The organism is Nocardia sp. NBC_01377 (genome assembly GCF_045040005.1).
GTDB lineage: Bacteria > Actinomycetota > Actinomycetes > Mycobacteriales > Mycobacteriaceae > Nocardia > Nocardia noduli.
The window spans coordinates 474,797-493,770 of sequence record NZ_CP109566.1 but is presented as its reverse complement, the minus strand read 5'-3'; the positions used below and the strand labels follow the sequence as shown (position 1 = coordinate 493,770).

Annotated in this window: 17 protein-coding genes; 3 read left to right on the top strand and 14 right to left on the bottom strand. The window is 68.2% G+C overall.

Annotation, left to right across the window (positions count from 1 at the left end):
- Positions 1–216: 216 nt before the first annotated feature.
- On the bottom strand, positions 217–849 hold the full coding sequence (locus OG225_RS02170; protein WP_405180181.1) for a TetR/AcrR family transcriptional regulator: 633 nt from the start codon (positions 847–849) through the stop codon (positions 217–219).
- 109 nt (positions 850–958) lie between these two features.
- Between OG225_RS02170 and OG225_RS02165 the strand changes: the two genes are divergently transcribed.
- Positions 959–2,371 carry an MFS transporter gene (locus OG225_RS02165; RefSeq protein WP_405180180.1) on the top strand — a complete coding sequence of 471 codons (1,413 nt, stop codon included), beginning with the start codon at positions 959–961 and terminating at the stop codon, positions 2,369–2,371.
- Positions 2,372–2,373: 2 nt separating this feature from the next.
- A complete protein-coding gene (locus tag OG225_RS02160) occupies positions 2,374–3,012 on the top strand; it encodes an SGNH/GDSL hydrolase family protein (RefSeq protein WP_405180179.1) in 639 nt (212 codons plus the stop codon).
- Between the two features lie 294 nt (positions 3,013–3,306).
- Here OG225_RS02160 and OG225_RS02155 read toward each other — a convergent pair whose 3' ends face one another.
- Positions 3,307–3,714 (bottom strand): hypothetical protein, encoded by a 408-nt coding sequence (locus tag OG225_RS02155; RefSeq protein ID WP_405180178.1) that lies wholly within the window; start codon positions 3,712–3,714, stop codon positions 3,307–3,309.
- A 501-nt stretch (positions 3,715–4,215) separates the two neighbouring features.
- The gene (locus tag OG225_RS02150; RefSeq protein WP_405180177.1) at positions 4,216–5,157 is read right to left on the bottom strand and encodes a helix-turn-helix transcriptional regulator; all 942 of its coding nucleotides are present in this window, start codon (positions 5,155–5,157) and stop codon (positions 4,216–4,218) included.
- 94 nt (positions 5,158–5,251) lie between these two features.
- On the opposite strand from OG225_RS02150, the gene OG225_RS02145 reads away from it, so the two are divergent.
- A complete protein-coding gene (locus OG225_RS02145; protein WP_405180176.1) occupies positions 5,252–5,665 on the top strand; it encodes a VOC family protein in 414 nt (137 codons plus the stop codon).
- A gap of 39 nt (positions 5,666–5,704) precedes the next feature.
- Here the strand turns inward: OG225_RS02145 and OG225_RS02140 are convergent, their stop codons facing one another.
- From OG225_RS02140 to OG225_RS02090, 11 genes are all read right to left on the bottom strand, one after another.
- A complete protein-coding gene (locus OG225_RS02140; RefSeq protein WP_405180175.1) occupies positions 5,705–6,505 on the bottom strand; it encodes an HAD family hydrolase in 801 nt (266 codons plus the stop codon).
- 410 nt (positions 6,506–6,915) lie between these two features.
- Positions 6,916–9,054: a hypothetical protein gene (locus tag OG225_RS02135; RefSeq protein WP_405180174.1), complete on the bottom strand. Its 2,139-nt coding sequence runs from the start codon at positions 9,052–9,054 to the stop codon at positions 6,916–6,918.
- Positions 9,055–9,629: 575 nt separating this feature from the next.
- On the bottom strand, positions 9,630–11,222 hold the full coding sequence (locus tag OG225_RS02130) for an FAD-dependent oxidoreductase (RefSeq protein WP_405180173.1): 1,593 nt from the start codon (positions 11,220–11,222) through the stop codon (positions 9,630–9,632).
- Positions 11,223–11,235: 13 nt separating this feature from the next.
- Complete coding sequence (locus OG225_RS02125; protein ID WP_405183164.1) at positions 11,236–12,237, bottom strand: diiron oxygenase; 1,002 nt, start codon at positions 12,235–12,237, stop codon at positions 11,236–11,238.
- Between the two features lie 708 nt (positions 12,238–12,945).
- Positions 12,946–13,941 (bottom strand): sulfate/molybdate ABC transporter ATP-binding protein, encoded by a 996-nt coding sequence (locus OG225_RS02120; RefSeq protein ID WP_405180172.1) that lies wholly within the window; start codon positions 13,939–13,941, stop codon positions 12,946–12,948.
- Positions 13,938–14,744, bottom strand: coding sequence for a sulfate ABC transporter permease subunit CysW (gene cysW, locus OG225_RS02115; RefSeq protein ID WP_405180171.1), 807 nt, complete (start codon positions 14,742–14,744; stop codon positions 13,938–13,940). Before cysW ends, OG225_RS02120 begins: the two co-directional genes overlap by 4 nt.
- Entirely contained in the window at positions 14,741–15,553 is an 813-nt protein-coding gene (gene cysT / locus OG225_RS02110; RefSeq protein ID WP_254190028.1) for a sulfate ABC transporter permease subunit CysT, read from the bottom strand. The genes cysW and cysT overlap by 4 nt, the downstream gene beginning before the upstream one ends.
- A gap of 225 nt (positions 15,554–15,778) precedes the next feature.
- The gene (locus OG225_RS02105; RefSeq protein ID WP_405180170.1) at positions 15,779–16,825 is read right to left on the bottom strand and encodes a sulfate ABC transporter substrate-binding protein; all 1,047 of its coding nucleotides are present in this window, start codon (positions 16,823–16,825) and stop codon (positions 15,779–15,781) included.
- A 193-nt stretch (positions 16,826–17,018) separates the two neighbouring features.
- Positions 17,019–17,108: an Ms4533A family Cys-rich leader peptide gene (locus tag OG225_RS02100; RefSeq protein WP_332873269.1), complete on the bottom strand. Its 90-nt coding sequence runs from the start codon at positions 17,106–17,108 to the stop codon at positions 17,019–17,021.
- 90 nt (positions 17,109–17,198) lie between these two features.
- On the bottom strand, positions 17,199–18,098 hold the full coding sequence (locus OG225_RS02095) for a serine hydrolase (RefSeq protein WP_405180169.1): 900 nt from the start codon (positions 18,096–18,098) through the stop codon (positions 17,199–17,201).
- Positions 18,095–18,970: a LysR family transcriptional regulator gene (locus OG225_RS02090; RefSeq protein ID WP_405180168.1), complete on the bottom strand. Its 876-nt coding sequence runs from the start codon at positions 18,968–18,970 to the stop codon at positions 18,095–18,097. The genes OG225_RS02095 and OG225_RS02090 overlap by 4 nt, the downstream gene beginning before the upstream one ends.
- Positions 18,971–18,974 lie beyond the last annotated feature (4 nt).

Here is an 18,974-nt window from a genome sequence, read left to right as displayed (position 1 = left end):
CGCGACTACGCGGCTCGGCGAGCCCCGCTCTTCTCAGCACCCTCGGGCGCGAACAGTTTCACCGGCCCGCCGAACGCCCGTCGATGGATTCGTGGGTCGGTCATCACCGTGATCTCGACACGAACCTTCGCTCGCCGCACCGCTTCGGCGACTCCCGAGGTCAGCGAACGCGATTCACGTTCGGCACGGTTCTCGGGAACGGACCCTGGCGACACGTCAACTTTCCGCCCGGCCGAGCAGACGATCGGCGATCGACCTCGCCGTACTCACCTTGGTTTCCGATCCCAGCTGACAGGCCATATTGGCCGCGCTGACCACGGCGTCCAGTTCGAAGGCGAGGGTGGCGGGGTCGACGGGGGGTAGTTCGCCCATGTCCCGCGCCTTGCGGATCTCCCCGGCGAGGAAGACCAGCCATTCCTCGTGGTCGGCGGCGAGGGCGTCCCGGACCGGGCCCGGCCTGCTGTCGAACTCGATCAGGGCCGCGGTGCGGAAGCAGCCGCCGGGGAACGGGGGTTCGGTGATGTGGTCGAACCATCGGTCGACGAGCGCACGCACGCGGGCCACACCGCGCGGTTCCCCGAGGCTCGGAGCGATGATCTGCTCGACGAAGACCTCGCGCGCGGCGTGCACGGCCGCGAGTTGCAGCGCTTCCTTACTGCCGAACAGGGTGGCGATACCGCTCTTGCTGATGCCGAGGTCGGTGGCGAGTCTGCCGATGCTGACCCCGTTCAGCCCTTCGACCGTCGCGACATCCGCGGCATGTCTGGCGATGGACGCCCGGGAACGCGCGCCTTTGACCAGCCGCTGATCGGTGACGTGCGGCGCGGAAGCTGATGTCGTCTCGACCATGGAGTCCATTGTCCCACCGATGCCTTGCATATATGAACGTTCGGTCGTATTTTATTGTACGAACGGTCGTACTTTTAATTGCCGCAGCATTCGCTCCCTAAGGACAGACATGGCCGAAGTGTCCACGCGGACCACCGCTCCCCCGGCGTCGAAGGCTGCCACGCGCACCCTGCTGATCGCCTGCGGCGCCGCGTTCATCGCGTTCCTCGACCTCTCCGTGGTCAATATCGCCTTCCCCTCGATCGCCCGCGACTATCCCGGCACCGCGACCACCACACTGACGTGGGTGGTCAGCGGATACTCCGTGGCCTTCGCGGCACTGCTCACCCCGGCCGGGCGCATCGCCGACACGCTGGGCCGTCGCCGCGTATTCCTCATCGCCCTGGCCGGATTCGCGCTCACGTCACTGCTGTGCGCCCTCGCCCCCACCGCGGGCTGGCTGATCGCGGGCAGGCTGCTCCAGGGCTCGACGGCGGCGCTGATGATGCCCGCGGCGCTCGGACTCGTCCTCGACAGCACTCCCAGAGAGCGGATCGGCGCGGCGATCGGCGCGTGGACCGCCGCGGGCGGATTCGCCGCCGTGGTCGGACCCGCCATCGGTGGCGCGCTGGTCGAGGTCTTCGGCTGGCGCTCGGTGTTCGTGATCAATGTGCCGGTCGCGTTGGGCCTGATCCTGCCCGCCCTTCGCATTCCGGTCTCCGACACCGGGCCACGCCGCGGGGCGATGCCCGATCCGCTCGGTACGCTCGCGGTCGCGCTCGGACTCGGCGGTCTGGTCGCCGGGGTGACCGAGGGGCAGCGCTGGGGCTGGGCCTCGGCGGGCACGATCGCCGCGCTCGGCGGGGGCGCGCTCCTGCTGCTGTTCGCCCTGTTCCGCTCGACACGTCACCCCGAACCCGCCATCGCGGTGACGCTGTGGCGCAGCGGGTCGTACGCGCTGGCCAACGCGGCCTCGTTCGTCTTCGGGGCGGCCATGTTCACCTGGCTGCTCGCCGGGCCGCTGTTCCTCGACGCCATCTGGGGCTATTCGGTCCTGGCCTCGGCGGGCGCGCTCACCATCGGCGCGGTCGCGTCGATGATCACCGCCACGGCGGCGGGCCGGGTGACCGATCCGGGTCGGCGACGCTGGGTGGGTGTCGTCGGGGCGTCGATGTTCGCCGCCTCCGCGATCTGGCTGAGCACCGACGCCTTCGGTCCGGATGCCGCGTTCTGGTCGGCATGGGTCCCGGCGGGTGTGCTCGGCGGCGGCGGGGTCGGCATCGCGGTGACCGTGCTCGGCACCGCGGCGGCGAGTGCCCTTCCGCCGCAACAGTTCGCGGCCGGTATCGGTATGAATCTGACGGCGCGTCAGGTCGGTGGCGCGTTGGGCGTCGCCGTCTTCGCGGCGATCCTGGCCGCGCACGCGGACGATCTGCTCGCCGCGTTCCACCTCGTCTTCGCGGTGTGCGCGGGTATCGCCGTGGTCGCCGCGATCATCACCGCGATCCCGTCCCGCGTCCCCGCCGGCACCGAACAGGAGTAACGATGACCGACAGTATCTTTCGCACCGAAGCCGACGATCCGATGCTGGTGCCCGCCGACGCGGCCCGCGAACTCCTCGACGGCGCGCCGTGGCGACGTTTCGCCGTCATCGGCGATTCGGTCGCACTCGGGGTAGGCGATCCCAGCCCCGGCTATCTCACCTCGGGATGGTCGGACCGGGTCGCGGCCGTACTCCGCTCGGTGAATCCCGAACTGGCCTATCTCAATACCGGCCGGGTCGGCGCGACCATCGGCGAGGTCATCGCCGAACAGCTCGGTCCCGCACTGGATTTCCGGCCCGACCTGATACACGTCACCTGCGGGGGCAACGACCTGTTCGCGCGCGGCGGCCCGGAGGAGATCCGGAAGGATCTCGATGCCCTCTTCGCGGCGTTGTCCCGCAGCGGAGCGCAGATATTCACCTTCATTCTCGCCGACGTGTGGGAGACCGAGCGGATGGCGCCGATGCGTCCGCTGCGGGACCGGATGGCCGAGTTGAACGACATCCGTGCGCGAGACGGCCCTACGCTACGACATCGCGGTCGTGGAGTTCTGGGATCACCCGTTACGGCTGCGTCCGGATCTGATGAGCGCGGACCTGATCCACTTCACGTCGAGCGGGCACGCGGTGGTGGCCGGTGAGACCGTGCGCACGCTGAGCGGGCTGTTGCCGAGTAGTACCGCCGCGAAGTGACACCCCTGTCTCGCTGAGCGCAGGGCAATCCGCGAACTCGCCGACACGCGGGTGGCACCGAGGGCTCGGTGCCACCCGCTCTTTGCGTCTACTCCGGCGCTTTACCGGTGCTCGACACACCGGTGAGCCCGACAGCGCCTGACGGCGCGCACGATCGCCGCACCCTCCGGATGCGATTTCGCCTCCCGGCACGACGGTCGGCACGTGCGAGACACAGCGCCGGTGTCACGAACGCGGCCGGATCAGGGCAGCACCTGCGGCACCACACCCGGTGCCACCGCGCCGACGAGGAGACCGATCGCGGTGCCCCACAGCGCACCGCTGGCCGCCCCGAGGATCGCGCACGGAATCAGGAGCGGGCCGCACGAAACACCCGACAGGAAGCCCGATCCGGCGGCTCCGGCCAGCGCACCCGCCGCCGCGCCGTTGACCAGCGGATCGGAATTGCGCGCCTCCGGGTTCGTCGCGACCTCCTCCAACGACAGACCACTCGCCACGGGTTCGGCGACCTGCCGCGCCACCGGCGCGGGCGCCTGGACGACCTGCCCCGGATCGGCGGCGGCGATACCGGCGAAGGCGACGACGGCCGCGATCGGCAGCACCGCCGCGATCAGTGTGCGCGCTGCGTTCCTGAAAGTCCCACGGACCATGTTGTTTCTGTTCCTCCCCGACCCCCGGCGTGAAATCCGCGCGCTCGATGAATCATCCGAGCAGTACAGAACGAAACATGTTCGATTCATACCGAGGAGCCGATTCGATGATGTATTGAGTGCCCGGACGACGTCCGCGAGCGACACTCTATCGCACAGTTTTTCCATTCACGGGCGTATAGGGGCAGCCGATCGGCAAACGATGAGATCGTCCGATTCGCCGGAATTCTCCGATGACATCTCGACATCCGACTGACACACCCTTGGTTCGTCTACCGGCATCGTAGATCGTCACCAGGTTGCCAGGACACTTACTTCCGGTCGTCCTCACTCGTGCCACCACGGCCGGGCACGCCCGACCGAGGGACCATCCCGCTCCTACGGTCAATTCGTGGCGAACAACGAAAGCGATTCCGTTTCCATTCGGCGACAGAATATTTCGGCACCGTCCTCGCGCACGCCCGGAACGGTGCGCGTAGTCCTTTGTTCGATATGTCCGAGTCAGCGTCGATACCGTTCGATCAACTCCGCACCGAGTGCCGCGAGTTCGTCCCGAACCGCCTGCGGCCCCAGGACTTCGACATCGGCGCCCCAGCCCGCCAATTGCCTGGCGACCATATTCGCGCTCGGCGCGGTCACACGCACGCGCACGCGACCGTCCTCGGCCGGTCCGTCCACTTCGCAATGCCTGCCCTGCTGATCACGCAGCACCGGGAGCAGTTCGGCGGAGACGAGCGCGGTGGCCGCGACCGCGCCGCGGCGCCGTTCCATATCCCCGACCACTTCCTCCCACGCGGTGGCCAGATCGAAATCCGCGGGCCGAGCGGCGGTTTCGTCGGTGATCACGGCATCGACCACTCGATCGACGCGGAAAGTTCGCCTGCCTCGGTCGGTCCCGGCGATCAGGTACCAGATGGCGTCCTTGTCGACCAGCCCCCACGGATCGACCAGCCACTCCGAACGCACACCGGAACGCTCGTACACCAGCCGCACCCGGCGGCGGCGCACCACCGCGCGCTGTAACAGGGTGACCACGCCGGGCCGGGTCCGGTCGTGCTGCCCCCAGCGCGCGGGGTCGACGACCACCGCTTCGGCCGCCGCTTCCGCGTCGGCGCGGAAGGTCCGCGGCAGTGCGCGCACCAGTTTGCGCAACGCGGACCGCACCTCCGGCTCCGCGCCCGCCGACGAGCCCGCCAGCAGGAACAACGCCCGCGCCTCCGGTTCGTTCAACCCGCTCAGATCGGTCCGCGCACCGCCGACCAGCGACCAGCCCCCACCCCGGCCGGGCTGCGGATATACCGGGACGCCCGCCGCGGACAGGGCCTCCAGGTCACGGCGCGCGGTGGCCACCGAGACCTCGAGTTCGGCCGCGACCTCGGCCGCGGTCACCCGACCGCGCGATTGCATCAACAACAGGGTCGCCACCAACCGGTCCGCTCGCATACCCCGATTCTTCCGGTAAAAGTGCTCATTCCGTGCACACTTTGGCTGCGATTCTTATTCCACCAGCGAGAACAACGAACCGAAGGAGCTCGACATGCTTCGTGGAATGGCGACAACCACCTACTACGCCGACGATCTGGAGGCCGCCAAGGATTGGTACAGCGAATTCCTCGGCCTAGCGCCCTACTACCACGTCCCCAACGGGTACTACGAATTCCGCCTCGGCGACTACCAGCACGAATTCGGCATCATCAACCGCGCCTACGCGCCGCCGAGCGCCCGCAACGAACCGGGCGCGGGCGGAATCGTGTACTGGCACGTCGACGATCTGGCGGCCACCTTCGAACGGCTGCTCGCCATGGGCGCGAAGGAGTACCAGCCGATCACCGCCCAGGGCGACGGCGAGGGTTTCGTGACCGCCTGCGTGGTCGACCCGTTCGGGAACACCCTCGGCATCATGTCCAATCCGCACTACCTCGAGGTGGTCGCGAAGACCGGCGGCGTGTAGACGCGAACGGCGACACCGCCCCGGCGAATCGAGGCGGGATCAGCCGGGGAACCAGCGTTCGAGCACCTTGGCGACACCGTCGTCACGGACGTCGTCGGCGACTTCGTCCGCCAGTACCTTGATCTCGTCGGGCGAGTTCCCCATCGCGACCGAATGCCCTGCCCACCTGAGCATTTCGCGATCGTTGTAGCCGTCGCCGATGGCGAGGGTGGCCTCGCGCGGGACGCACAGCGCGGTGCGGAGGCGTTCCAGCGCCCAGCCCTTGGAGACACCGCGGCGCGAGACCGTCACCCAGGGGCCGAATTCACCGTGCACCCAGCTCGCGCCGGGCACGTAGAGCGATTTCAGTTGTCGCAGCATCTCTTCCAACGAGCCGTCCGGCCACCAGCCGTTCAGCCGCGGGGTCGGCTCGCGGCTGAGTTCGCCGTGATCGACCAGCAGATAATCGCCGATCGAGAATTCCCCCGGACTGCTTCCGGTGGCCCAGGTCCCGACGCCGACCTTCTCCACCGCGAAGATCATGTCCGGGAACAACTCTCGCAGCGCTGCGACAGCCGGGGCCGGATCGAAGGATTGCACCGCGACCGGTTCGTCGCGCGCCACGTCGATGTGCACCGCGCCGTTGGAACACAGCGCGTGCCCGTCGACCAGTCCCAATTCCTCCAGGACCGGCCGCGTCGTCAGCAGCGTGCGCCCCGTCGTGACCACCACGTGCGCCCCCGCGTCGACGGCACGATGGACCGCGCCCGCCACTCGCTTACTGATCGGCGAACCGGTCTCCATCAGGGTTCCGTCCACATCCAGCGCGATCAGGCGCGGCCCTCCCCCGACAACATCCACCAGCCCATTGTGCAACGCGCATCCCCGAGTCGTCACCGGTACGAGCGCACATCGGGCGCCCACCCGCCACGGTCGCAGGCGCGGAGGGTGAAAGTGGCGGTCGGCCTGTACGAATCATCGGATGGAAGCGGGTCGCGTCGGGGAGGGATCGGGCCGGATTCGAATAGTTGCTCACCGAGCAGCGAGGGGGTTCCCCGGCAAGCCCGTCTCCCGTGTCATTGTCCGCACTCGCCTCTACCACCCCTCCCACCGCCCGCGCCGAGACAACCCGTGCCCGGTGCCATCGCCAGCGCGCACTCGCCACTCATTCCGCGACCCGCGTCGAGGCGAATCGTGCGCCACAACATCGCTTTTCGCGCGTCTCCACCCCTCGATCCGTCAGCCGTCCTGAGACAAATCCGTGCGCAGCATCATCGCCCGCGCGCGCCACCGCCACCCATGCCGCCGCGTGCCCCGCCGCCACCGGGGCCGCCGAATCCGCCGCCGAGGCCACCGTGGGAGCCGCCCACCGAGGAGGACGGGCCACCGTTGCCGACGCCGGCGGATGAGCGGCTCGACGGGCCCCCGGGGGATGCGCCGCCTCCCGGGTTTCCGGCACCCGCCGAAGTTCCCGGCCTCGATCCGCCGGGGCCGCCGCCTGCGGCTCCGCCCGGCGCTGTTCCGCCGGACGAAGCGCCCGGTGAACCGCCGACCGACGCGCCACCACCGGGGTGATGGCCTCCGGAGGCACCGCCGGGAGCTCCGGAACCCGCTCCGCCCGAATCGGATCCGGCCGAGCTCGGTCCGCCGCTGCCACCGGACGCACCGCCACCGGACGTCCCGGATCCGCCGCTGCCACCGCTGGACCCGTCACCGGATGCGCCACCCTCGGAAGGGCTGCCGCCGGACGCACCCGAACCGGCACCGCCGGAACCCGCACCGCCCGAACCCGCACTGTCGGAACCGTGCGCTCCGTTCGATGAGTCACCGTCACCGGAAGACGCACCCGACTCGCCGGAATTCTGCTGGCCGTCGCTCGCTCCGCCGCCCGAATCCGCGGCCGCGCCTGTCCCCGATGACGCTCCGCCACCGACACTTCCGGCTCCACCGGACGCACCACCGCCGCCCGTGCCCGACGGCGCGCCGCTACCCGCGCCCGAATCGGGTGCCGTCTGTGAATGCCGGGGCGTGCCGGAACTATCCGTGCTCTCGCCGGGCAGGCTCACGTGTGGGACCTGCCGCTCGTCCGGCCAGGAGATCGGCTTACCCGATACCGAACGCGCGGTGTTCAGGGCGTTGAAGGGCAACGGATTCACGAAATGTGCCGGATCGGCGTACAGCCTGCCGTCGCGCAGATGCGCGCAGCAGGACCGGGGGTCCGGGCGCGCGGCGCGACCCGATTCGGCTATCGAGGGACCCATCGGGGCGGTGCGCGCTAAAGCGGCGAGACCCGGTCCGTTGCCGACCGGTGCGGCCGTGGTCCCCGCGAGCGGAAGTCCCTGCCGGACGACCCGGTCGAGGGCGGAATCACCGTGCGGGTCGTAGAGCAGACCGTCGGCGAATATCTCTGCGCCGGGCAGGATTTCCAATACGGGGGACATGTCCTGCTCCCCGGCGCCGCCGAATACCGTCGCCGCCGACATGGCGAGCGCGGAAGCGACGGCGGCGCTGGAGAATACGCCGATCTTCGGGGTGCGATGTCCGCCGATATCGGCGGGCGCGAAGACGCGGGCGGCGAAATGCGCCGCTCCCGCCGCGCAGCACTGGCCCGGATCCGCCGACATCACCACCGGTCTGCCGAGTTCGGCGACGGTGCGGGCGACCTCGGCGGGCCTGGCCGCCCCGCCGACGACCAGGATCCGGTCGATATCGGCCATGGTGCGGCCGCTGGCGCGGACGCAGGATCGCACGAGGTCGAAGGATTTCCTGATGTGCGCGATCCGCAGATCCCGAGCGTCACGTGGCGCTATCGACGAGGCCGTGCCGTCCGGTGTGGCGCCGCGCGCGTAGCGGGCGATGATGGCGCCGAGCGGCCTGCCGCCGAATTCGTGTGAGCGCACCGGTTTTCCGACGATCGGATGGTCCGGCCAGTCCGGGCCGACGCGCACTACCGCGACGTCGAGGCTGTTGGCGCCGAGGTCGTAGACCAGGACGAACCCGGATTCGAACGGGCCGCGCTCGCGGTCGAGCCACTCGGCCGCCGCCACGGCTTCGGGGACGAGCAGAACGTCGCGCGCCCCGGATAGATCGAGCGCCTGGCGTAGCAGCGCGACCTGTTTGTCGGAGTACACCGCCGGATAGGTCGTCACGACGCCCGCGCTCGGCTCGGAGGCGGCGATGAGTTCGTTGGTCACCGCCGCGACGAGATTCGCGGGCGAGTAGATCCGCCCGCCGACGCTCACCGGCTCCGGATCGAGGCTCAGATCCGCGAATTCGGTGACGGCCGTCTCGAATCGGAGCGTGCCCCCGCCGCCGCTGTTGCCGGTGTTGTCGTAGATCAGTGCCGTGCGCCGTGTCCGCACCCACGGTCGTAGGCGTTCTCCGCTCAGCGTGGCCGATACGGAGTTCACTGAACCAATGCTGAAACCCAGCCCTGTAGTCATCGCTATCCCGTCAACGCACCGTGACCACGTCCATCACATGTCCACCCATGTGGCCGCGGTCGTCTTCCAAACAGCTCACACAGGTTAGCTGCCACTCGGTGATCAGGGATGCGATTTCGGTATGAATCCTGCGAATCCTGTTGATACGAGCATGAAGATACTGGTAGATCGGTTTCGAGCGGTGAGATCATGGCGACCGGCTCGCAGGAAAACCGATGTGCCATACCGGATTCCGCTACTTCTCAGCCATTGAATTCCGCACTCCGCAGGATTCGCAAACCGTCACGGAGTCGACGTCGGGAATAGGACAGCACGCACCGACCGGTTGGTAACCACACCATAGCTTGCCCGTCGATCTTCACGATCCGGACAGCGAGACCCGAACGATGGACGGGATCGAACGCGACATCATGTCGAGGATTCGGCCACACGGGTGGCCGGAGCCAGGCACACGAAAACCGGCACTCGTCGCCCCGGGTGCGGCACGGAATCCGGAGAGGAGAATTCCGTACCGCACCGGGACGACGAGTGCCGGTGCGTGATCAGGCGCGAGACAGCGACAGCAGTCGCCGCAGACCGCGCGCGGGCCGCAGGACGGCGCCGCTCGCGCGCACCGCGGGACGGCGAGCGCGGACCAGACTGTCGAATTCCGCCGCGCTGCCAATCGGTTCGCGCAGCAGTCCGGCGTTGAAGTCCTCGGCGAGCGCGCGCACCGTCTCCTGCGCGCAGGATTTGTTGGTGCCGATGAAGCCGGTGGGACCGCGTTTGATCCACCCGGTGACGTATCCGCCGGGAAGTACCGCGCCACCGGGCTTTTCGAGGACCCGCCCCGCGAGATTCGGGATGATCCCGGCACGGTCGTCGAACGGCATACCCGCCGACGGCACTCCTCGATAGCCCACGGAGGTCAGCACGAGTCCGGCGTCGAGACTGTCGGTGTCCCCGGTCGCGAGCGCGCCGACGCGACCGTCCTCGCCGAGGACGAGTTCGTTGCGCACCACCTCGATACCTGTCACCGCGTCGGGACCGAGGATCTCGACCGGCGAGGACAGGTAGCGCAGGACGATGCGTTTGCGTGCGCCGAAGGGCCGGTTCCGCACCGCGTGCAGCAGTTTCAGCTTCTGTTCGACCTGGTAGGGCAGTTCCACACCGTAGTCGGGCAGCTCGCCCTCGATCGCGATATCCACGTCGGCGCCGAGCAGACCGACGAATTCCGGCACGGTGAAGGCGGATTCGGCTGGACCGCGGCGGCCGAGGATCACGGCCTCCTCGATCCGGCTCGCCCGCAGGGCTCGCAGCGCGTGGGGGGCGATATCGGTCCGCGCCAGTTCTTCGGGATCCGCGGTCAGGATCCTGGCGACGTCCAGCGCCACATTGCCGTTGCCGACGATGACCGCGCGCGGGTTCGACAGGTCGAACTCGTCGGCGGCGTGGTCGGGATGGCCGTTGTACCACGCGACGAAATCGGTGGCGGAGACGCTACCGGGCAGACCTTCGCCGGGAATGCCCAGTTTCCGGTCCGACGAAGCGCCGACCGCGTAGATCACCGCATGGAAATGCGCGAGCAGTTCGTCGTGGGAGATGTGCTCGCCCACTTCGACATTCAGGTACGAACCGAATCCCGGCTGCGCCGAGATCACGTCGAACAGGCCGGCCACCTGCCGCGTTCGGCCGTGATCGGGAGCGACACCGTGCCGGGCCAGGCCGTAGGGCACCGGCAGCCGGTCGAAGACCGTCACCGAGACATCGGGCTGGGTGAGCAGTTCGTCGGCGGCGTACATCGCCGACGGTCCCGAGCCGACGATCGCCACCCGCAGCGGTTCCCCTCCCGCGTCGATCTCGGCGGCGGGCACCGGCATCGCGAGCAGCGGGCGCGGCCGGGACCGCCGATAGAAATCGGCGTTGATCTCGATGAACGGCTTCTGCTCTTCGGTCAGCTTCTTCGATGAGGTGATGGCGTCGACGGGGCACGCGCTGGCGCACGCGCCGCAGTCGACACATGCCTGCGGGTCGACATAGAGCATCTCCGCCGACAGGAAGTCGGGCTCGTCGGGCGTGGGATGGATGCAGTTGACCGGGCAGGCGTAGACGCAGGACGCGTCGCTGCAACAGGATCGGGTGACGACGTAGGGCATATCGGTGTACCGCTCAGGCTGCCTTGCCGCGCAGCGGCTCCGAGCGGTAGCGGGTGGTGTGGCCGTCGATCTTCAACAGCTTCCACACGCCGCGCGCGATGGGGTTCATCAGGCCGATATTCCTGGCCAGGGTCCGCACGTCGCCGAAGAAGTCGGCGAATTCCCGCTTGGCTTCCGGGGTTCCGTAGAACAGTTCCTTGCGGACATGGTCCGGGATGTCGAATTCCTTCCAGAACGACCGCGGCGGGGTGTAGATCGACCGGCCCAGAATCCACATGACGATCGGCATCGCGAGGGAGAGCACGAATTTATTGGCGGCGTTCTGATCCGGCACGTGCTGCTCGAGGAATTCGTGCGCGAACGAGATGTGGCGGGCTTCCTCGGCGACGTGGATCGCCATCACACCGCGCATGATCGGGTGCACTTCCTCACCGGAGCGCAGGATCGCCTTCTGGATGTGGTCGATGGGCTCCTCGCCCGCGAGCACCGCCATGAAGAACAGGTTCGGGAACAGCGCGGCCACCGGGGCGCCGAGGTACTTGAATTTCGAGACCAGCGGACCCATGCCCGGCACGTCGAGGCCGATGCGGTTCACCATCTCCTGGAACATCAGGGTGTGGTTGTGCTCCTCGATCATCTCGTGGGAGCAGTAGCGGAATTCCGGCGAGCCGTTGGGCAGCCCGAAATTATGCGTCACCATGCCGCTGATCAGGATCGACTCGAATTGCAGACCGACCTTGGCGACATTGGCCTGGCGGTACTTGCCGATGGCGATCTTCTGCTCGTCCGGGAGCGCGCGGTACCAGGGGTGGCGGCCGAGCGCGTCACCGGAGACCGGAAGGATCCAGCGATGCGGGCCCGCGTCGACGTCGAAGTCCGGGTGATCCCAGTCGATGTCCTCGAAAGGATCGAAGTGCCGGTTGACGGAGCCTTCCGACAACAGCAGCAGTTTGGATGCGTATTCCTGAGCCTTCGCCAGATCGGGATCGATGGCGGACGTCACGGCTGCGGACATCGTCGTCACTGCCTCTCCTCATGGGACCGATTTTCTGTGTCCAATAGTTACACCAACATCGAGAGGCGTCAACCCGGCTGTCACGGTGCTGCGAGGGCGATTACCACATATCCGCCGGTCAAACCCATGGTCGAGCTGCTTGCAGGGGTGTTCGCATTCAGCTAGCGCAGGCCCGAATCAGCGATTCCGGCACCGAGTCTGCGCCGACTGGTGCACTCGCGCACCCGGCTAGGAAGTGCCTTCCACACGTAATGGGTCACTCCATGTCGGAAACCCGCCCCTCTCCGCAGGCCGGGGCGTCCCTCGAGATGACGCCTCATACCGGAGGGTTGCGCCCGCACGGCCTTCACATCGATGCCCACTCCCGGCTCGAGGGCAGTCGGATACGCGGCTTCCCACACCCCGGCGACGAGGACCGAGCGCGGCACGTAGGTGGCGCCGACGAATCGGGTGACCAGTACTCACCCACTCGCATCGCTTCTACAGGCGCACCGATGTCCGGCTGCTCACCATTCGGCTCGATCGGCATGCCGAACTCGTGGACCACCCGAGCGTGTACGCCGTGAGCCCACCGCTGCGCGGGGCAATGCGTGGTGCGATTCCGCCCGCCGCCTACCGGAGGCTGCTCACGTCCGATGAAACTGTCGGAAGCGCGCGGATCGAGCAGCGGTGCCTTCCGGCATCCGGGCGGTGGCGACGACTGCCGGACTACTGCGCGGGCAGCTCCGGGATACGGGTGGCGCGCGCGTACACCGTCTCACCGTCGGCGAGGCGAAGCGCCTCGGCGTCGCCACGGGTGACCTGGGCGGCGAACAGATCGCCGGTCGCCGCGTTGCGCAGTTCGACACGCACCTCGAATCCGAGGTGCACGACGCGTTCGACGGTGGCGCGGGTGACGCCCGCCGACTCGGCGGTGCCCTCGTGTTCGGCCTGCGCCATGCTCGGGTCGCGGCCGACGCGGATGTCGTGCGGGCGCACAAGGTGGCCGTTGAGGCGGGCCACCGCGCCGAGGAACGACATCACGAATTCGTTGGCGGGGCGGTCGTAGACGTCTTCGGGACTGCCGACCTGTTCGATACGGCCCTTGTTCATCACCGCGATCCGGTCGGCGACGTCGAGCGCCTCCTCCTGGTCGTGGGTGACGAGCACGGTCGTCACGTGGACTTCCTCGTGCAACCTGCGCAGCCAGGTGCGCAGGTCGGCGCGCACCTTGGCGTCGAGCGCGCCGAAGGGCTCATCGAGCAGCAGCACCTGCGGGTCGACCGCGAGCGCGCGGGCCAGGGCCATGCGCTGACGCTGGCCGCCGGAGAGCTGGGCCGGGTAGCGGTGCTGGAAACCGTCGAGCCCGACGATGCCGAGCAATTCGTCGACCCGCTTGTTGACCTCGTTCTTGGGGCGCTTGCGGATCTTCAGGCCGAAGGCGACGTTGTCGCGCACGGTCATGTGCTTGAACGCGGCGTAGTGCTGGAAGACGAAACCGATATCGCGATTCTGCGGCGGGATGAAGGTGACATCGCGTTCGGCGATGACGACCGTGCCCGAATCCAGCGATTCGAGTCCGGCGATGGAACGCAGCAGCGTCGACTTGCCCGAGCCCGAAGGGCCGAGCAGCGCGGTCAGTTCGCCGGAGGGAATCTCCAGGGAGACGTCGTCGAGGGCGGCGAAGGAACCGTAGTTCTTCTTCGCGTTCGTCACGGTAATCATTTGGCGCCCCGCTTACGCTCGAGGAGGGTCATGAACAGAAGGACTACGAGGGCCATGCCCATCAGCAGGGTCGCGGCGGCATAGGCGCCGAAGCTGTTGTGGTCGTTGATGTAGCGGCCGTGCACCAGCAGTGTCAGGGTCTGCGACTGACCCGGCAGCGCGGAGGAGACCATGATCACCGCGCCGAATTCTCCGAGCGCTCGGGCCACGGTCAGCACCACGCCGTAGGTCAGACCCCAGCGAATCGCGGGCAGGGTGATCCGCCAGAAGGTCTGCCACCGAGACGCGCCGAGGGTGGCCGCGGCCTGCTCCTGGTCGTCGCCGATCTCGTGCAGTACCGGCTCCACCTCGCGCACCACGAAGGGCAGGGTGACGAAGATGGTCGCGATCACCATGCCCGGCAGGTTGAAGATCACCTTCAGACCCGCGTCCTCGAGACCGCCGAACCAGCCGCCCGCGCCCCACAGCAGGATGAGCGCGACGCCGACCACGACCGGCGACACCGCGAACGGCAGGTCGACGATGCCCTGGACCAGATTGCGGCCGGGGAACCTGCCTCGGACCAGGGCTATCGCGGTGACGATGCCGAACACCACATTCAGCGGCACCACGATGACCACGATGAGCAGCGACAGCTGGAAGGCCGAGATGGCGGCCGGTGTGGTGATGGAATCGAAGAACGCGCCGATACCGTCCTCGAAGGTGCGCCACAGGATGATGATCAGCGGCAGCACCAGCAGGATGAACAGATAGGCCAGCGCGACCGTGCGCAGCGAGATGCGCGTCAGCGCGGAGAGTTTCATCGGCTCGCCTGTTCCTTACGCGCGCTGCGGTCCGCGAGCAGCCGCAGTCCGAGCAGGCTCACGAACGAGATCGCCAGTAGCGCCACCGACACCGCGGCGGCGTTGATCGGGCGATCGATCTCGATCTGTTTCTGGATGTATTGCGAGGCCATCTCGGTCTTGCGCGGGATCGCGCCGCCGATCAGGACCACCGAACCGTATTCGCCGATGGCGCGGGCGAAGGCGAGACCGCCGCCGCTGATGATCGCCGGTGTCAGCGTCGGCAGCACGATGCGCCGGAACGTGGTCCAGTTGTTCGCGCCGAGTGACAGCGCGGCCTGTTCCACCTCGCGGTCGACCTCGATCAGCACCGGCTGCACCGAGCGCACCACGAACGGCAGGGTGACGAAGGCCAATGCCACGATCAGACCCGGCTGGGTCGCGTTGAGGTGGATGTCGATCGGGCTCTGCGGGCCGTAGAGCGAGAGCAGCACGATGCTGGCCACGATCGTGGGCAGCGCGAACGGCAGGTCGATCAGCGCGTTGACGATGCTCTTGCCGGGGAACTCGTCGCGGACGAGCACCCAGGCGATCAACGTGCCCATGAGCACGTTGATCAGGGCGACGACCACCGAGACGAGGATCGTGATGCGCAGCGAGTCCAGCGCGGCGGGTGCGGTGATCGCGTCCCAGAAGCCGGACCAGCCGTCTTCGAAGGAGGTCACGGTCAGCGCGGCCAGCGGCAACAGCACGATGATGCTGAGCCACAACACCGCGGTGGCGATGCCGAGCGGGCCCACCGAACCGCTGACTCGTAGCCAGGACGGCAGTCGCGGGCCGGTGCGGGCCGGCGGCGGCTTGCCTACGACGGGAGCGATGGATCCGCTCACTGTTTCGGTGTCGTCGGGATCGGGCGCAGGCTCGGTCTCGGCGGTGCTGCTATCAGTCACAGTCGTTCAGTATCCCGTGTTCGTCCGCGGCGGCCCCGGCTCCCGCGTATTCACGCGGGAGCCGGGGATCCGCCGCTCACTCCCCTGACGGCTCGGAGAACCGAGCTACTTGGTCGCCTTGTCGTAGATGACGGCGACGGAGCCGGTGTTCGGTGCGAACAGCTCCTTGTCCACGGTCTTCCAGCCACCGAGGTCGTTGATGGTCCACAGCTTCTGCGGGGTCGGGAAATCCTTGGCGAAGTCCTTGGCGACGGTCGGATCGACCGGACGGAAACCGGCCTCGGCCCAGGCCTTCTGGCCCGCCGGGGTGTAGAGGAAGTCGCGGAACGCGACGGCCTTCTCCGGGCTCTTGCTGTTCTTGAGGACGGCGACCGGGTTCTCGATCTTGAAGGTCTGCGGCGGGATCACGTGCTCGATCTTGTCGCCCTTGCGCTCGGAGAACAGCGCTTCGTTCTCGTAGCTCAGCAGCACGTCACCGGTGCCCTGGAGGAAGGTCTCGGTGGCCTCGCGACCCGACTTGGGCTGCACCTTGATGTGCTCGGGCGAAACCAGCTGGCCCAGGTAGTCCAGACCGGCCTGCGGGTTCTTGCCGCCGTCGGACTTGGCCGCGTAGGGGGCGAGCAGGTTCCACTTGGCCGAACCCGAGCTGAACGGGTTCGGGGTGACGACCTCGACGCCCGGCTCGAGCAGGTCGTCCCAGTCCTTGATGCCCTTGGGGTTGCCCGGGCGGACTACGATCGCGACAACCGAACCGAACGGGATGCCCTTGTTGGCGTCGGCGTTCCAGCTCGCGTCGACCAGACCCGCGTCGACCAGGCGGGTGATGTCGGGCTCGACCGAGAAGTTGACGACGTCGGCCTCGGCGCCGTCCTTGACCTTGCGCGACTGGTCACCCGAGGCGCCGTAGGAGCCGTTGACGACGACGTTCTTACCCGCGTCGGTCTTGTTGAACTCGGGGACGACCTTGTCGAAGCCGGGCTTGGGCACAGCGTAGGCGTACAGGTTCAGGGTGCCACCGCTCCCGTCGGCCCCACCGCCGCCCACCGTGTCACTGGCTCCACCGCCGCATGCGGTGAGGGCTGCTACCGCGACCGCGGTGAGCGCGGCGGCGACATAGCGGCGGCGCGGACCGATCCAAGATTTGCGAGACATCGGGATGAACCCTTTCCTGCGGATCGTCACCGGGACAGATGTGGTGACAGACAAAAGATGTGTCGGATAGACCTACCGCGCGAACGACGGCAGTGGCGCGACTCGGCCCCGGCGGGCCGTCGGGACGAACAGGTCTGCGAAAAGGTGCACGCCAGTCTACGGAGTAGAGGGCGCAGACATGCTCGGTCGCCGATCAGCGACAGAGAATGTCGGCGACCGCGAGGTTACCGACAGCGATCAACGCCAATTCATGGCGGACCAGCGGGACGGCACTCGAAGACACCGGCTGACTGTAGCAGAGCTTCAACCTCGAGTTCGAATTAGAAAGATTTCTGTATCAACCGTCGATTTCATCCCATGACCTGTGGCGCTGTCACGCGTCGGGGAGCGGACGACGCAGTTCCGTGACGGCGATCCTGGCCACTTCCGCGATAGCGGCGTCGACAACGGGCAGCACCGGGTCCGCGCGCGCCGCGCGGGTGAACACGGCGACCGCGACCGGATATTCGCCGGGGAACTCCACCACGGCAACCTCGTTGCGGATGACCCCGATGGTGCCGGTCTTGCCCGCCACACTCACCCCGCGATGCGGGAACGCCGAGGCGATCCGATGCGACCACGGCTGCTTGCGCATGACCGATCTCACGAAATCGGTCTGCTCGGGCGAGAGCACCGCCCCGGTCCAGATCGCGCGCAGCAGGCGCGTCATCTCCTGCGGCGTCGTCGCGCTCGTGTACGAGGGGTCGTAGGCCGAGACCGACCACGCCTCGTCGTTGTCCGCGAGCGCGGCGAAGGCCTCGGCGGTGCTGTGGGTGTCGGTATCGCGGACCAGGGTGCGGTACTGATCGGCCGTGCCACCGACCACCCGCGTCTCGGTGAGACCGACGTCGGCGAGCAGTTCCTCGACCGCGCCGAGACCGATCTCGCCGAGCAGGACATCGGCGGCCGCGTTGTCGGAGACGGTCATCATCGAGGTCGCCAGATCTCGACGGCTCATCGTCACCGGATCGCGCAGCACCGCGATACCGGTCGGCCCCGGTGTGCAGTCCGAGGGCAATACCGTGAGCCGGGCCGCCGGATCGATACGGCCCGCGTCGACCCCGCGGCAGAAGGCGACGAACAGGGGCAGTTTGTAGATCGACGCGCTGACCACCCGCGAGTGCCCGTCGACCGAGATCTCGCCGGTGGAATCGTCACATCGGCGAGCGTGCAGCCAACCCGAGCACCCCGCGTCCGCGAAAACCGCCCGTATCCGATCCTCGACCGTGTTCACCGCACCCGCTCCCGGTAGAGCACCCGGTCGACGGCGTCGGCGCTGGTCTGCGCGCCGGTGCCGCGCACCACGCGCACCCGCAACGCGATCGCCCGCGGGGCCATCCGCAGCCAGCTCACCCCCGGCGTCGACGTCGGCGGCGCGGTCGTGAAGCCGAACGCGCCACCGGCCGCGACGGCGGCGAACAGCGCGCGGTCGTCGCGCACGGTGACCATCGGCGCGTCCAGGCCGCGCTCACGCAGCAGATCGACGACGGTGTCGTAGGCGGGCGGATTCGCCGCACGCGGCGCGTGCGCGAAGGCCAACCCGGACAGCATGGGGAAATTCGGATGTTCGGCGCCGACACCGCGGTGGTCGGCGGGCGCGACCAGCCAGCGCGGCAGTTTCACGACGGGCCCGGCCTCGACGCCGTCCAGCAGGGCCGGATGTTCGACGACCGCGACATCGCACAGTCCCTCGCGCACCCTGGCCACCAGGTCGACGGTGCTGTCGACGGTGGTCGACACCGTCGCGCCCGCGCCGGACATCGTGCGCAACGCCGTCACACAGGCGGTGACCACCCGATCGGGCAGCGCCGAGGTCGCGCCCCAGTGCACCGCGCCGCGCGCGTCGGCGATCCGGTGCGATTCGGCCAGCAGTCGTGCCGCGTCGTCGACCAGGAGTCGCGCGCGCGGGAGCAGTCGAGTCCCGGCCGAGGTGAGTACCGCGCCCTGGCGGGTCCGGTGGACCAACTCGACGCCCAGATGACGTTCCAGCCGCCGCAACCCCTGCGACAGCGGCGGCTGGGTCATCTCGAGTGCGGCCGCCGCCCTGCCGAAATGCCTCTCGTCCGCGACGGCGACGAAGAAGCGGAGGTGGCGGATCAGATCCATAGGG

Bases quoted from the DNA above. Each gene is read 5' to 3' on its own strand.
- cysW (WP_405180171.1), bottom strand. From the start codon at position 14,744: ATGAAACTCTCCGCGCTGACGCGCATCTCGCTGCGCACGGTCGCGCTG.
- OG225_RS02120 (WP_405180172.1), bottom strand. From the start codon at position 13,941: ATGATTACCGTGACGAACGCGAAGAAGAACTACGGTTCCTTCGCCGCC.
- OG225_RS02105 (WP_405180170.1), bottom strand. From the start codon at position 16,825: ATGTCTCGCAAATCTTGGATCGGTCCGCGCCGCCGCTATGTCGCCGCC.
- OG225_RS02125 (WP_405183164.1), bottom strand. From the start codon at position 12,237: ATGTCCGCAGCCGTGACGTCCGCCATCGATCCCGATCTGGCGAAGGCT.
- OG225_RS02155 (WP_405180178.1), bottom strand. From the start codon at position 3,714: ATGGTCCGTGGGACTTTCAGGAACGCAGCGCGCACACTGATCGCGGCG.
- OG225_RS02165 (WP_405180180.1), top strand. From the start codon at position 959: ATGGCCGAAGTGTCCACGCGGACCACCGCTCCCCCGGCGTCGAAGGCT.
- OG225_RS02150 (WP_405180177.1), bottom strand. From the start codon at position 5,157: ATGCGAGCGGACCGGTTGGTGGCGACCCTGTTGTTGATGCAATCGCGC.
- OG225_RS02170 (WP_405180181.1), bottom strand. From the start codon at position 849: ATGGTCGAGACGACATCAGCTTCCGCGCCGCACGTCACCGATCAGCGG.
- OG225_RS02090 (WP_405180168.1), bottom strand. From the start codon at position 18,970: ATGGATCTGATCCGCCACCTCCGCTTCTTCGTCGCCGTCGCGGACGAG.
- OG225_RS02145 (WP_405180176.1), top strand. From the start codon at position 5,252: ATGCTTCGTGGAATGGCGACAACCACCTACTACGCCGACGATCTGGAG.
- OG225_RS02130 (WP_405180173.1), bottom strand. From the start codon at position 11,222: ATGCCCTACGTCGTCACCCGATCCTGTTGCAGCGACGCGTCCTGCGTC.
- OG225_RS02160 (WP_405180179.1), top strand. From the start codon at position 2,374: ATGACCGACAGTATCTTTCGCACCGAAGCCGACGATCCGATGCTGGTG.